Source organism: Kitasatospora sp. HUAS MG31, assembly GCF_040571325.1.
Classification (GTDB): domain Bacteria; phylum Actinomycetota; class Actinomycetes; order Streptomycetales; family Streptomycetaceae; genus Kitasatospora; species Kitasatospora camelliae.
In genome coordinates this window covers 917,000-929,996 of sequence record NZ_CP159872.1, presented here as the reverse complement: position 1 = coordinate 929,996, position 12,997 = coordinate 917,000, and the positions used below count along the sequence as shown (strand labels likewise).

Here is a 12,997-nt window from a genome sequence, read left to right as displayed (position 1 = left end):
TCCCGGCGCACGCGCCAGGTGCCTCAGGCGGCGGTGAGGAGGCCGTCGACCAGGGCGCGCAGGCCCGCGCGCTAGGTGTCCTCGGCGGTCAACGGAGCCCAGCGGTCGGCGACTTCGGCCAGCCGGGGGAGTTCGGCCGGGTCGAGGGCGGCGAACACGCGGTCCGGTCTCCTACCGGAACCGCGGTCCGGCCTCGGCCGCCCGCCGCGCCAGGGCGTCCAGGACGGCCGTGTGCGGCGCCTGAACCGCGACGTCCAACGCGCGACCCCGCGCTACCACGGGGCCACCAGCCCCGCCACCCGCCGCTCGAGTGATGCCTCCTGCCGGTCGGCCCTAGAATCCGAACCATGGGAGAGCGCACCGGCGCGCCCACCGCGCCGCCCCTGGTTCTCGTCACCGACACGGACTCGCAGCTGATCGATCCGCGCCGGGCCTACCACGTCGGCCGCGACCCGACGAGCGAGATCGTCCTCGACGACCCCCGGGTGTCCTGGCACCACGCCGTGCTGCGCGCCACCGTCGACCACTGGCTGCTGGAGGACGTCGGCAGCACCAACGGCACCTTCTCCGGCGGTCGCCGGATCCAGCACGAGGACGTCGGCCCCGGCAGCCGCCTGCGGTTCGGCGATCCGGCCGACGGCCCGGTCGCCACCCTCGCCGACCTGCCCGCACCGGCCGCCGGCGAGCGGACCTCGCTGATCACCCCGCAGTCCTCCAGCGTGTTCCGGCGCCCGAGCTCCGTGCTGCGGCTGCCCGGCCGGACGGTACGGATCGGACGGGCCCGCGACAACGACCTCGTCCTCGACGACCTCGGGGTCTCCCGCCACCACGCCGAGCTGCGCACCCGGCCGGACGGCGGCCACGAGATCGTCGACCTGGACAGCCACAACGGCACCTACGTCAACGGCGGCCCGGTGCTGCGGGCCAGGGTCGGCCCGGCCGACATCATCGGCATCGGCCACTCCGCACTCTGCCTCTCCGGCGACGAACTGGTCGAGTACACCGACACCGGCGAGATCTCGCTCGACGTCCAGGACCTGGTGGTCCGGGTCGGCCCGGACCGGCGGGTGCTGCTGGACGGCGTCGGCTTCCCGCTCCCCGAGCGGGCGCTGCTCGCCGTGGCCGGCCCCAGCGGCGCCGGCAAGTCCACCCTGCTCAACGCGCTCACCGGGCTGCGCCCCGCCGACGAGGGCACCGTCCTCTACGACGGACGCGACCTCTACCGCGACTACGCCGAACTGCGCCGCCGGATCGGCCTGGTGCCGCAGGACGACATCCTGCACACCCAGTTGACCGTGCGCCGCGCGCTCTCCTACGCGGCCGAATTACGCTTCCCCGGCGACACCGCCAAGCACGAGCGGGAGGCCCGGGTCACCGAGGTGATCCGCGAGCTCGGCCTGGACGCCCGCGCCGACCTGGTGATCTCCAGCCTCTCCGGCGGCCAGCGCAAACGCGTCAGCGTCGCCCTGGAACTGCTCACCAAGCCGTCGCTGCTGTTCCTCGACGAGCCGACCTCGGGGCTGGACCCGGGCATGGAGCGCTCGGTGATGCAGATGCTGCGCGGCCTCGCCGACGACGGCCGCACGGTGGTGGTGGTCACCCACAGCGTGCTCAGCCTGAACGTCTGCGACCGGCTGCTGGTGCTGGCCCCCGGCGGCCGGACCGCCTACTACGGCCCGCCCGACGAGGCGCTGCCGTTCTTCGGCTTCACCGAATGGCCGGAGGCGTTCGAGGCCTTCGAGAACGAGGACCACGACGGCTGGCAGCGCCGGTTCCGGGAGTCCCCGCAGTACCAGCGGTACGTGGCCGCCGGGGCGGCGCCGGCCGTCCAGCCCGGGGCCCCGGCGGTCCACCCCGGCTCCGGGGCCGCGCCGGGCCGGGGCGCGGGCCGCGGCGGGCGGCCCGGCGGGAGCCCGATCGGTCCGGAGAAGCCGCAGGGCTGGTTCTCCCAGCTGTCCACGCTGGTCCGCCGGTACACCGCCGTGCTGGCCGCCGACCGGCTCTTCCTCACCGTGATGATCGCCCTCCCGTTCGTCATCGGCGTGATGGCCAGGGCGATGGCCGGTACGGCGATCTCCTCGGAGAACGCGGTCAACGTCCTGCTCACGCTCTGTATCGGCGGCCTGCTCACCGGCTCGGCCAACGCGGTCCGCGAGGTGGTCAAGGAACGGCCGATCTACCAGCGCGAACGGGTGGTCGGCCTGTCCAGATCGGCCTACCTGGTCTCCAAGGTGGTGGTGCTCGGCACGGTCACGGTGGTGCAGGCGGCCGTACTGACCACGGTCGGGCTGGCAGGCGTCGACCTTGCTCCGACCCTGCCGACCGGACAGGAGGTGGAGATCGGGGTGATGATGCCGCCGCTGGCCGAGCTGATCATCGCCGTCGCCATGCTCTCGTTCACCGCCATGATGCTCGGCCTGCTGGTCTCCGCGCTGGTCCGCAAGGAGGAGGCCACCATGCCGATGCTGGTGCTGCTCTCGGTGGTGCAGATCGTGTTCGCCGGCGCCATGCTGCGGCTGCACGGGGTGCCCGGCCTGGAGCAGTTCGCCTGGGTGGTGCCGTCCCGCTGGGGCCTGGCCGCGATGGCCCAGACCATCGACCTGCACACGGTCTTCCCGACCAGGATCACCGCCGACCCGCTGTTCCGGCCCGACCGCTCCACCTGGCTGCGCTGCATGCTGATGCTGGTCGCCCTCTCGGCGGCGCTGGGCCTCGCCGTCCTGGCCCTGCTGCGCCGCCAGGAACCGGAGATCATGCGGAAGTAGCCGCCCGGCACACCGGGACCACGGCCGGCGGCCCCGGGGGCAGCGCCCCCGGGGTCAGCTGCGTCTGGGGGAGCGGCCCGTATGGGGCACGATCTCGTAGAGGCCGGGGCCGATCTTGCGGAACCAGCCGCCCATGGCCTTGGCGAGCTTGGCCTTCCTCAGGTCCGCGTAGTCCATCGGGAGTCCCGGGGGGATCTCCACGTACTCCAGGACGAGGGCGATCTCATCCGGCATCAGCTCGGTATCCGGCAGCCGCTCGGGCGCGGGCTCGGGCTCGGACATGACTGGCCTCCAGGTCAGGGGCGCGCGGGTGATGGAGCCGGTGCGGGGCCGGGCAGGCCGGCGCCGCGGACGCCCGCGGGCAGGCGGGGCGGATCCCGGACGAGGGCGGCAGGCGGTGGCGTCCCGCGCGGGGTGCGCGGCAGGCGGTGATGACGCCCGCGCCACGCGCCGTACGACGCTTCGCGCAGCGGTCCGTACGGACGGGCCCGGCCCTCGGGAGGAGCGCTGTCGCGGTCTCAGGACCGTCCTGACGCGCCCCGTGACCTGCCGGCGGAGCTTCGACCCCCGGGCGGACCTTCCGGTCGACCCCCCGGCCCTGAAGCGCCTCCCCGTTGCGCACGGCAGGTTGTCCTCCACGCTCCCACCGCCCCGCAGCGCTGTCAATGAGCACCCCGTGCACGCCCGGACACCCCCCGCCGCCGTGCCGACGCGGCGACGGCGGTGGCCTGGTCACCGCGGTACCCGACCCGCTGCGGGGCGCGGCGCAAGGCACGGACGAGGGACGCGTCGGCGTCGGCGACGTGGCCGAGGACGGACAGGCTGTCAGCGGTGGTGGCGGTACGGGCAGTCAGACCCGCGACCGGCCCGGGTCGTCCCGCGGCCCCATGCGACGAGCAGGGAGATCAACGCCAGGGAGACGATCTGGACGCCGTGGTTGAGGTCGACCAGGGTGGTTCGCACCGCCGCGACGATCCCCTGGGCCAGCACGGCCGCCCCGCCGACGGCGGCGGTGGTCCACGGCCCGGCGAAGGAGGCCGTGAGCGCCGGGGCGGCGACCAGCAGCGGTCCGAGGTGGACGTCCGGCGGCGCCAGCATGTCCACGAGGGAGATGACCACGATCAGTGCCAAGGGGATGATCAGCAGCGTACGGCCCTGCTGCCGCGGCCACCGCGGATCCCATCGCCACCGAGATTCCATGTCTCCTGCATACCTGCTCCCGGCGGAATCGCCCTGTTCCGGGCTCCTCCGCCGTCTCGGCGCCGCCCGGTCCTCCCGTACCGAGGCCGGTCGACGGGCCCGCCGTGCCGGTGTCCCGGGCCGACCTACCATGAGAGGCAAGGACTTCTCGATCCCCGCACCCCGCCCCCGGCGACACGGTAGGGAGGCCGACATGGAGTTCGGGTACGGATCCGCGCGGCTGGACGGCGCAGGCCATCCGCCGATCTCCGAGCACGGTCTGATCGGTGATCTCCGCACGGCCGCGCTCGTCGCCACCGACGGCACCATCGACTGGTACTGCTGCCCGCGCTTCGACGCGCCGAGCGTGTTCGCCGCCATCCTCGATCCCGACCGGGGCGGATCCTTCCGGCTGGCCGCCGACGTACCGGCGCGTACCCGCCAGTTCTACTTCCCCGACACCAACGTGCTGATCACGCGGTTCTACGCCGCCGACGGGGTGGCGGAGATCCAGGACTTCATGCCGGTCGTCGACGAGTCGCGCGAGGCGGCCCGGCACCGGCTGATCCGGCGGGTGGTGTGCGTCCGGGGAACCCTTCCGTTCGGAGCGCGGATCGCCCCCCGCTTCGGCTACGGCGCCGAGGCGCACACGGTGCGGGCCGAGGCCCACGAGGCCGTCTTCGAGTCCCCGTCGCTCTCCCTGGCGCTGACCTCCACCGCACCCCTCGAAACCGACGGCACGGACGTGTGGTCGCGCTTCAAGCTGCTCGAGGGCGAGTCCGTGGTGTTCGCCCTCGACCGGATCAGTGGCGACGTCCGCCCGCGGGCCTGTCCGCGCGCCGAGGCCCAGGAGCAGTTCGAGGCGACGGTCCGGTTCTGGGGCCACTGGCTGGGCCGCTCGCGCTACCGCGGCCGGTGGCGGGAGATGGTGCACCGCTCCGCGCTGGTGCTGAAGCTGCTCACCTACGTGCCGACCGGTGCGATCGTGGCCGCGCCGACGACCAGCCTGCCCGAGCGGGTCGGCGGCGAGCGCAACTGGGACTACCGGTACATGTGGGTCCGCGACGCCGCGTTCTGCGTCTACGCCATGCTCCGTCTGGGCTTCACCTCCGAGGCCGAGGCGTTCATGGGCTTCATCTCCGAGCACGGGATCATGCGCGGCACCGGCGCGACCGGGCCGCTGCAGATCATGTACGGCATCGACGGGCGCTGCGACCTGCCCGAATACGAGCTGCCCCACCTCAGGGGGCACCTGGGATCCGCGCCGGTGCGGGTCGGGAACGCCGCCACCGAGCAGCTCCAACTGGACATCTACGGAGCGCTGATCGATTCCGTCTACCTGTACGACAAGTGGGGACAGCCGATCAGCAGCGACCACTGGGACGAGGTCGGCGCCGTGGTGGACTGGCTCTGCGACCACTGGGACCGGCCCGACGAGGGCGTCTGGGAGACCCGGGGCGGCCGGCGGAACTTCGTCTACTCGCGGCTGATGTGCTGGGTGGCGCTCGAACGCGCCATCCGGATGGCCAACCGGCGCGGCCTGCCGGCCGACCTCCCGCGCTGGCGGCAGAACCGGGACGCGATCTACCGGCAGATCATGCGGGAGGGCTGGTCGAGCGAGCGCGGGGCGTTCGTCCAGGGACTGGGCGGCGACGTCCTCGACGCCTCCGTGCTGATGATGCCGATGGCCAAGTTCGTCTCGCCCACCGACCCCAAGTGGCTCTCGACCCTGGACGCGCTCACCGCGGACCTGGTCTCCGACTCGCTGGTCTACCGCTACGACCCCGAGGCCAGCCCCGACGGCCTGCACGGCTCCGAGGGCACCTTCTCCATCTGCTCCTTCTGGTACGTCGAGGCGCTCACCCGCGCCGGACGCCTGGAGGACGCCCGGCTGGCCTTCGAGAAGATGCTCACCTACGCCAACCACCTCGGCCTCTACGCCGAGGAGATCGGCCGTACCGGGGAACAACTCGGCAACTTCCCCCAGGCGTTCACCCACCTCGCGCTGATCAGCGCCGCCGTCAACCTCGACCGCGCCCTCGGCTGAGCCCACCGGCCGAACCGGCCGAACCGGCCGGACGGCCGCGGCAGTGCGCCCTGCCGCGAGCCGGTCGGCCGGACAGGTCCCGGCAGGGGAGCATGGGCGCCATGACCCCCTCCCGTCTGCTCGGCCGTGCCGCGGCGATCGCCGTCGTCGCGGCCGGATTCCTCGCCCCCGCGGTGCCCGCCCTCGCCCATGTGGAAGTGGAGGCACAGCCGGCCCGGGCCCTGGTCACCGAGGCCGCCGTCACCTTCACCGGCGAGGCGGAGTCGCAGACGGCCGGCATCGCCGAGGTCCGGGTCGTCCTGCCCGAGGGCATCGCCCCCGGTGACGTCACCCTGGCCCGGGCGCCGCAGGGATGGACCCTCACCGCCACCGCCGACGGCTACACGGTCGGCGGTCCGGCGCTCGACTCCGGCGAGGACGCGGTGCACACGATCACAGTCCGGCAGCTGCCGAACGCGCCACAGCTGGTGTTCAAGACCGTGGAGACCTACGGCGACGGCCGGGTCGACCGCTGGATCGAGCTTCCGCAGAACGGCGCGACCCCGGAGCACCCCGCGCCCGTCCTCGCCCTGGCGCCGGCGGCTCCCGGAGCGACCCCGCTCCCGCTGACCGCCTCCGCCTCCGGCCCGGCCCCCGACGCCTCCCCGCAGGCGACGCCGTCACCCTCGCCCCACTCCCCGCAGGCCACGCCCTCGCCCTCGTCCGCCTCCTCGGCACCGGCCTCCGGGGGCGGTGGCGGCGGCTCCCCGGCCGTCCCGCTCGCCGTGGCCGCCGCGATCGTGGTCGTCGCGGCCGCGGGTGCCCGGTGGTGGCGCCGGTCCCGCGGGAGCGCCGGGCGCTGACCTGCCCACTGAGCTCCGGACACGCCGCCACGGACGGTCAGAGGGTGTTGACGGTCCGTCACGGCCGTGCTGTCATCGTTCCCACCACGATGGGAGGACGCGATGGACGCGCTGAAGGACACCTGGTGGGCCTGGGTCCTGGCCGCGATCGGCCTGGTGACGCTGGCGATCCTGGGACGCTGACCACCGGCACGAGCGACCCGCCGCCACCGACGGCAGGACGGCCCGCCCCCGGAACGTACCGGGGGCGGGCCGTCGTGTCTGGGCGTGCGCGTCGAGGCCGTCGGGCCGAGGCCGTCGGGCCGGGGGAGTCACCCGAAGGTGAACCAGTTGAGGTTGACGAAGTCGGCGGGCTGGCCGCTGCTGAAGGTCAGGTAGACGTCCTGGGTGCCGGTCACCCGGCTGATGTCCGCCGGGACGGTGCGCCAGGTCTGCCAGCCGCCGGTGGAGGCGATGGCGAAGCTGCCCACCGGCGTGGCCGTCGGGCTGCCGATCCGCACCTGGACCAGGCCGCTGACCCCCGCCGCCGCCCCGGAGGCCACCCGGGCGGTGAACCGGGTGGAGCCGGTGCTGCCGAACGCCACCGCCGGGTACTTCAGCCAGTCGCCGTTGGACAGCCACCCGACGTCCGAGCCGCCGCCGCTGTCCGAGCAGGACTCGATCCCGGCCCCGTTCTGCGCGCTGAAGGTCTCGGCCTGGATGGTGGCGAAGGCGCTGGTCCCGCCGCCGGTGGCGGTCGCCGTCGGGGTGGGGCTGCCGCCGCCCCCGGGGTTGCCGGCGAGGCCGCCGACCGTGATGGTCCACCGGGTCGGGCTGCCCGACTGCACCTTCCCCTCGAAGTCCACCCCGGCCGGGTGCACGTCGTCGTACGGGAAGGCGTAGCCGAGGCGGTCGGGTGTGGTGGAGTGCAGGATCCGGGCGTAGTGGTTGGTCCGCGGCTGGGTGTAGAACGCGGCCGGGTTCTCGCCGTCCGGCTGGCGCGGATTGTCCAGCAGGGTGGTGCGGTTGAAGGCCGCGGCCAGCCGGGCGCTCAGGTTGCCCATGAGGTCGTTGCCGGTGGTGAACGGCGCGTCGCTGCAGGAGAAGATCGAGAGGGTGGACGGCCGGGCGAAGCTCCCGACGCCGGGGAAGGTGAGGGTGTCGCCGTTCACCCGGCCGGTCACGGTGCCCCAGGTGAACTGGGTGTCGATCCGCAGGTCGGTGGAACGGTACTTGTTCCACACCTGGTCCACGTACCCGTCGAAGTAGCCGCGGAACAGCGAACCGTTGCCGCGGATCGCCAGGTTGGGGCTGAGCACCCGCAGGTCCGAGCCGCCCCGGTTGACGATCAGCTTGCTCCAGTCGCTGCCGTCGGCGGTGGACTGGGCCCGCAGCGCGGACGCCACCCGGGCCAGCCCGTCCGAGGGGAGTCCGCGCACCGTCTGCGGGCCCTGTCCGGTCTCCAGCTGGAAGGCGATCGGCAGCGAGACCATGTCGACGAAGGTGATGTTGGCGTACAACTGGTCGTTGTTGAAGGTGAATTCGCAGAAGTCGTGGCGGACGTCGGCGTTCGGGTCGGAGGGGTTGCTCACCGAGGGCAGGGCGAGTCCCCCGCCGCGGTTCATCAGGAAGGTGAGCTTGGCGCCGACCGAGAAGTAGATCCGGCCGCTGTCCAGGTGCGGCAGGGTGACGCGCTTGGCGCCCGCGCCCGAGCCGTTGAGCGCGATGGCGCAGTCGGCCCCCAGCGGGGTCTGGTCGCTGGCCGGGTTCGGCGGGTGGTACAGCGAGGTGCCGTCGGCCCGCAGGAACGCCCAGGTGCCGCCCGCGGCCGGGTCACGGCCCAGCACGTAGGCGTACACGGTCCCGCTGCCGGTGGTGTTGACCAGGTCCAGCGGGAGGGTGGCGGCGGTGGAGGCGTCGGCGCTGGTCTGGAGCCAGGTGGCCACGGCGGGCACGGTCAGCGCCAGGCCCGCGGTCGCGGCGAGCAACTTGCGGCGGGAGAGGGGGCGTTGGTGGCGAGCGGTCATCGGTGTGGGGGTTTCCGTTCTCCGGCGGGGTCGGTCCGACCGTCCGCACACGGGGAGCGGTCGGACCGACCCGGGGTCGGGGTGGGGCGAGTCGGGGGCGGGGCCGGTCGGGCGCCTCGGGTCAGCCGAGGGTCCACTTCTGGTTGGCGCCGCCGGTGCAGGTCCAGGTCTGCAGCCGGGTGCCGTCGGCCGAGGAGTTGCCCTTGGCGTCCAGGCACTTGTTGGCGCCGACGTTGGTCAGGTCGTGGGCCGCGGTGTACGTCCACTTCTGGGCGTTGGTGCCGTTGCAGGTGTAGAGCTGGACCACGGCGCCGTCCGCGCCGGAGCCGCCCGCCACGTCCAGGCACTTGCCGAGGGCGCGCACCGTGCCGTCGCCGCCGACGGTCCACTGCTGGGCCGGGTTGCCGGTGCAGTTGTGCAGCTGGATGGGCGTCCGGTCGGCGTCGGAGGCGCCCGCCACGTCCACGCACATGCCGCCGATGCCCACGATCGGGCCGGTCCGTCCGGGGCCGTTGGAGGTGCTGGCGCGGACGTAGTCGACCACCATCGTCTGCGGGAAGGAGGAGGAGCCGTCCGGGCTGCCCGGCCAGTCACCGCCGACCGCCAGGTTGAGGATCAGGAAGAACGGGTGGTCGAAGACCCACCGGTTGCCGCCGAGGTCGGCCTGGGTACGGGTCTGGTACGCGCGGCCGTCCACCGACCAGGTGATGCCGCCGGGGCTCCAGTCCACGGCGAACACGTGGAAGTCGTCCGCGAAGGCCTGGCCGCCGGGCAGGCTGTACGGCGCGCCGATGCCGCCGGCGCCCGAGTAGCCGGGGCCGTGGATGGTGCCGTGCACGGTGCCGGGCTCGCGGCCGATGTTCTCCATGATGTCGATCTCGCCGCTGTTCGGCCAGCCGGCGCTGCCGAGGTCGTTGCCCAGCATCCAGAAGGCGGGCCAGATCCCCTGCCCGCGCGGGATCTTGATGCGTGACTCGAAGTGGCCGTACGCCTGGGTGAAGGTCCTCGCGGTGTTCATCCGGGCCGAGGTGTACTGGCAGGTGCCGTACCAGCAGCTCAGGTTGGCGTTGGTGTTCCGCTTGGCGGTGATCACCAGGTGGCCCTGGCCGTCCAGGGCGGCGTTGGAGCTGCCGCCGGTGTAGTACTGCAACTCGTGGTTGCCGAAGCCCGAACCACCGGTTTCCAGTGTCCACTTGCCGGCGTCGGGCGCGGAGCCTGACGGGCCGTCGAACTCGTCGGACCAGCTCTGGGCGACGACGGCGGCGTCCGCGGGGGCGGCGCCCGACCCTGTCGATGTGGTGATCACCGCCGCCACGAGGGCGGAGGTGACGAGGAGCACCAGTCCGCCGAGGGACCTCCGGCGCGCGCGATGTGCAGCAGCCATGGGCATGCACCCTTGTCGGGGAGAAGGGATGTGGGAGCCGGGCGATTCGCCGCCATCTGGGCGGTATGTCTGGTGAGAGCGCTCTCTATGAGCTGACGCGGCGTCGCCTGGTGGGCCTGAATATTACGGACGGATAACCGGCCTGGCAATGTCAGGCGCACGACAGCAAACCGCTCTGACCTGCGGTTTTGTCGGCGGCTGCGCGACTTAAGCTTCCCTTAAGCCGGACTTGATGCGGAGAAGGGTTTCCGCGGGCCGCAGAGAGGGCTCTCAAGGGACGGGTGGGGCTGAGGTGTTCGGCCCGGGTGCTCGGCGTGCACCCGGGCCGGTGTGACCGGGTGGACCGGCGGGGTGGTTCGTGTGCTGCGGTGGGGTGCAGCCCGGCTCCGGTGGAGTCAGCGGAGGAGCGCGAAGGTGAGGGCCGCTGTGCCGCCGAGCGCGGTGCCGGCGAGGACCTGGGCGAGGGTGTGGGCCTTGAGCACGATCCGGGACCAGCCGATCGCCGCCGCCGCCAGCGCCGTGGGCAGCATCCACGGACCGAAGGCCAGCACCATGATCATCACCGTCCCGCCCGCCACCGAGTTGTGCAGCGAGATCTGCCAGCCCAGGGTGACCAGGATGGAGGTGGTCAGGCCGACCAGCATGGCCACCACCAGCGCCCCGACCTCGCGCGGCGCGTCGAGGAGGAACAGCACGCCGATCCCGACCAGGACGGAGAGCAGGCTCAGCGTCATCGGGACCACCCGCTGGCGGCGCACCCGGATGTGCTTGTCCGTCAGCTCGCCGCGCCTCACCCCGAACAGGATGATGCTGATCGGGATCACGCCGCAGAACAGGGCCGCCAGCAGCCCCCAGCCCAGCCCGGTGAACGAGTGCGTGCTGTGCCAGCCGATCAGCAGGAGCAGCGCCACCACCAGGTTCGCCGGGGCCAGCCCGTCGGTGATCACCGTCGCGGTCTTCTGCCGCGGCGTGCGGTCGGCGAAGGCGGGCGGCGCGGGGGGCGAGAAGGTCACGGGGTGGCTCCAGAACGGGTGGTGGTGCGGCGACGAGTGGCGGAACGGCGCACGCGCCCGCCCCGCAGGCGCCGCCGGACGGGCCGGTGGCGGCGGGCGGTGGAGGCGGCCGCGCGACCGGGCCCCGGCGATTATCCCGTGGCCCTCCCCGCGCCCCCGCCCCGGGGTTCACCGGCCTTCGGCGGTCCCGAACCGGCCGTCCGCACCCGCATCGCATCGCACCGCGCCGCGCCACGCCGACCGCCGTGACGCCCCCGCCCCGCCGCCGAACCGCCGGTCAGCCGCGCCGGGTTGCGCGGCGCCCGCGGCCGGAGCCCGGTCAGGCGGGCCCGAGCGCGCGAGCCAGGCGGCGGGCGCCCTCGGCGAGTTGGTCGGGGCCGTCCGCGTAGGCGTAGCTCAGGCGCAGGTGGGGGCCCGGGGGTTCGGCGGTGAAATACGGCCCGCCGGGGGTGACCGCCACGCCCTCGCGCAGCGCGGCCGCGGCGAGCGCCTGCGGCTCGCACCCCTGCGGCAGCCGCAGCCACAGGTGGTAGCCGCCGTACGGCAGGCGCTCCGGCAGCAGGTCGGGCCGGAGCCCCTCCAGCGCCGCGGCCAGCGCGGTGCGCCGGTCCCGCAGGGCGGCGGACAGCGTCCGCAGGTGCTGTGACCAGGCCGGGGCGGCGACCAGTTCCAGCGCCGCCTCCTGCAGCGGGCGCGGGACGAAGAAGCTGTCCACCGCCTGGACCGCCCGCAGCCGGGCCAGTGCCGGACCGCGTGCGGCGATCGCCGCCACCCGCAGGTTGGGCGAGGTCGGCTTGGTGAGCGAACGGACGTGGACCACCACCCCGTCCCGGTCGTCGGCCGCGAGTGGCGGCGGCAGCAGCGGGGCGTCCGCGTGCACCAGCCGCCGGGCGAAGTCGTCCTCCACCACGAACGCCCCGGCCTCCCGGGCGATCCGCAGCACCTCGGCCCGCCGCTCCGGGGCGAGCACGGTGGCCGTCGGGTTCTGGAACAGCGGCTGGCAGACGAACAGCCGGGCGCCGCTGGTGGCGAACGCGGCGGCGAGCAGGTCGGTGCGCACCCCGTCGCCGTCCACCGGTACGGGAGCCGGCCGCAGCCCGGCGGACCGGGCGACGGCCAGCATCCCCGGGTACGTCGGCGACTCGACCAGCACCGGCGCACCCGGGGCGGCGAGCGAGCGCAGCGCGGTGGTGAGCGCGCTCTGGCCGCCGGCGGCGACCAGCACCTCGGCGGGGCCGACGGTCTCGGCGATGTCGCGGGCGAACCACGCCCGCAGCTCCGGCAGCCCCTCCACCGGTGGCCGGCTCCAGGCGCCCGGACGCCGGCCCGCCCGCGCCAGCGCGGCGGCGAGCGCCCGTTCCGGCTGAAGCGAGGGGTGCAGGTACCCGCTGTTGAGGTCGACCACCTCGCTGGGCGCCAGGGTCAGCGCCGCCAGGACACCGGAGGCGTCGGCGCTGCGGCTCGGCGGTACGCCCGCCTCGGCGCTCAACGCCACCTCCTGCCAGGAGGTGTCCCCGCCCGCGGCCGCCGGGCGCCGCGCCTCCGCACGGAACACCCCGGCCCCCGGACGCGAGACCACCAGCCCCTCGGCGACCAGCACGGCGATCGCCCGGGAGACCGTCACCGGACTCACCTGGTGCCGCTGCATCAGCTCACGACTGGAGGGCAGCTTCTCGCCAGGAGAGTAGCGCACGAGATCTCGGCGGAGTTCGGCGGCCAGATCAGCCACGCTGGTCCGGTCCATCCTGGGCCCCTCTCGCA

Annotated in this window: 9 protein-coding genes and 1 pseudogene; 3 read left to right on the top strand and 7 right to left on the bottom strand. The window is 73.8% G+C overall.

What is annotated here, in order from left to right; all coding sequences use genetic code 11:
• Nucleotides 1–71 precede the first annotated feature (71 nt).
• A pseudogene (locus ABWK59_RS04335) lies at nt 72–161 on the bottom strand (TetR/AcrR family transcriptional regulator); the annotation flags it as partial.
• Nucleotides 162–347: 186 nt separating this feature from the next.
• Here ABWK59_RS04335 and ABWK59_RS04330 point away from each other — a divergent pair.
• Nucleotides 348–2,765 (top strand): FHA domain-containing protein, encoded by a 2,418-nt coding sequence (locus tag ABWK59_RS04330; protein WP_354637961.1) that lies wholly within the window; start codon nt 348–350, stop codon nt 2,763–2,765.
• A gap of 54 nt (nt 2,766–2,819) precedes the next feature.
• Here ABWK59_RS04330 and ABWK59_RS04325 read toward each other — a convergent pair whose 3' ends face one another.
• Complete coding sequence (locus ABWK59_RS04325; protein ID WP_354637960.1) at nt 2,820–3,047, bottom strand: hypothetical protein; 228 nt, start codon at nt 3,045–3,047, stop codon at nt 2,820–2,822.
• 543 nt (nt 3,048–3,590) lie between these two features.
• Entirely contained in the window at nt 3,591–3,896 is a 306-nt protein-coding gene (locus ABWK59_RS04320) for a hypothetical protein (protein ID WP_354637959.1), read from the bottom strand.
• Nucleotides 3,897–4,158: 262 nt separating this feature from the next.
• On the opposite strand from ABWK59_RS04320, the gene ABWK59_RS04315 reads away from it, so the two are divergent.
• Complete coding sequence (locus ABWK59_RS04315) at nt 4,159–5,991, top strand: glycoside hydrolase family 15 protein (protein WP_354637958.1); 1,833 nt, start codon at nt 4,159–4,161, stop codon at nt 5,989–5,991.
• Nucleotides 5,992–6,092: 101 nt separating this feature from the next.
• Nucleotides 6,093–6,833: a DUF1775 domain-containing protein gene (locus ABWK59_RS04310; RefSeq protein ID WP_354637957.1), complete on the top strand. Its 741-nt coding sequence runs from the start codon at nt 6,093–6,095 to the stop codon at nt 6,831–6,833.
• A gap of 311 nt (nt 6,834–7,144) precedes the next feature.
• Here the strand turns inward: ABWK59_RS04310 and ABWK59_RS04305 are convergent, their stop codons facing one another.
• The 4 genes from ABWK59_RS04305 to ABWK59_RS04290 all read right to left on the bottom strand — a co-directional run bounded on the left by ABWK59_RS04305 (nt 7,145) and on the right by ABWK59_RS04290 (nt 12,980).
• On the bottom strand, nt 7,145–8,839 hold the full coding sequence (locus ABWK59_RS04305) for a glycoside hydrolase family 64 protein (RefSeq protein WP_354637956.1): 1,695 nt from the start codon (nt 8,837–8,839) through the stop codon (nt 7,145–7,147).
• Nucleotides 8,840–8,960: 121 nt separating this feature from the next.
• The gene (locus ABWK59_RS04300; protein WP_354637955.1) at nt 8,961–10,223 is read right to left on the bottom strand and encodes a ricin-type beta-trefoil lectin domain protein; all 1,263 of its coding nucleotides are present in this window, start codon (nt 10,221–10,223) and stop codon (nt 8,961–8,963) included.
• A gap of 395 nt (nt 10,224–10,618) precedes the next feature.
• Nucleotides 10,619–11,236: a hypothetical protein gene (locus tag ABWK59_RS04295; RefSeq protein ID WP_354637954.1), complete on the bottom strand. Its 618-nt coding sequence runs from the start codon at nt 11,234–11,236 to the stop codon at nt 10,619–10,621.
• A 319-nt stretch (nt 11,237–11,555) separates the two neighbouring features.
• On the bottom strand, nt 11,556–12,980 hold the full coding sequence (locus tag ABWK59_RS04290) for a PLP-dependent aminotransferase family protein (protein WP_354637953.1): 1,425 nt from the start codon (nt 12,978–12,980) through the stop codon (nt 11,556–11,558).
• Nucleotides 12,981–12,997: the final 17 nt, after the last annotated feature.

Coding starts and splice junctions, on each gene's coding strand:
- ABWK59_RS04315 (WP_354637958.1), top strand. CDS start 4,159: ATGGAGTTCGGGTACGGATCCGCGCGGCTGGACGGCGCAGGCCATCCG.
- ABWK59_RS04305 (WP_354637956.1), bottom strand. CDS start 8,839: ATGACCGCTCGCCACCAACGCCCCCTCTCCCGCCGCAAGTTGCTCGCC.
- ABWK59_RS04300 (WP_354637955.1), bottom strand. CDS start 10,223: ATGGCTGCTGCACATCGCGCGCGCCGGAGGTCCCTCGGCGGACTGGTG.
- ABWK59_RS04310 (WP_354637957.1), top strand. CDS start 6,093: ATGACCCCCTCCCGTCTGCTCGGCCGTGCCGCGGCGATCGCCGTCGTC.
- ABWK59_RS04325 (WP_354637960.1), bottom strand. CDS start 3,047: ATGTCCGAGCCCGAGCCCGCGCCCGAGCGGCTGCCGGATACCGAGCTG.
- ABWK59_RS04330 (WP_354637961.1), top strand. CDS start 348: ATGGGAGAGCGCACCGGCGCGCCCACCGCGCCGCCCCTGGTTCTCGTC.
- ABWK59_RS04290 (WP_354637953.1), bottom strand. CDS start 12,980: ATGGACCGGACCAGCGTGGCTGATCTGGCCGCCGAACTCCGCCGAGAT.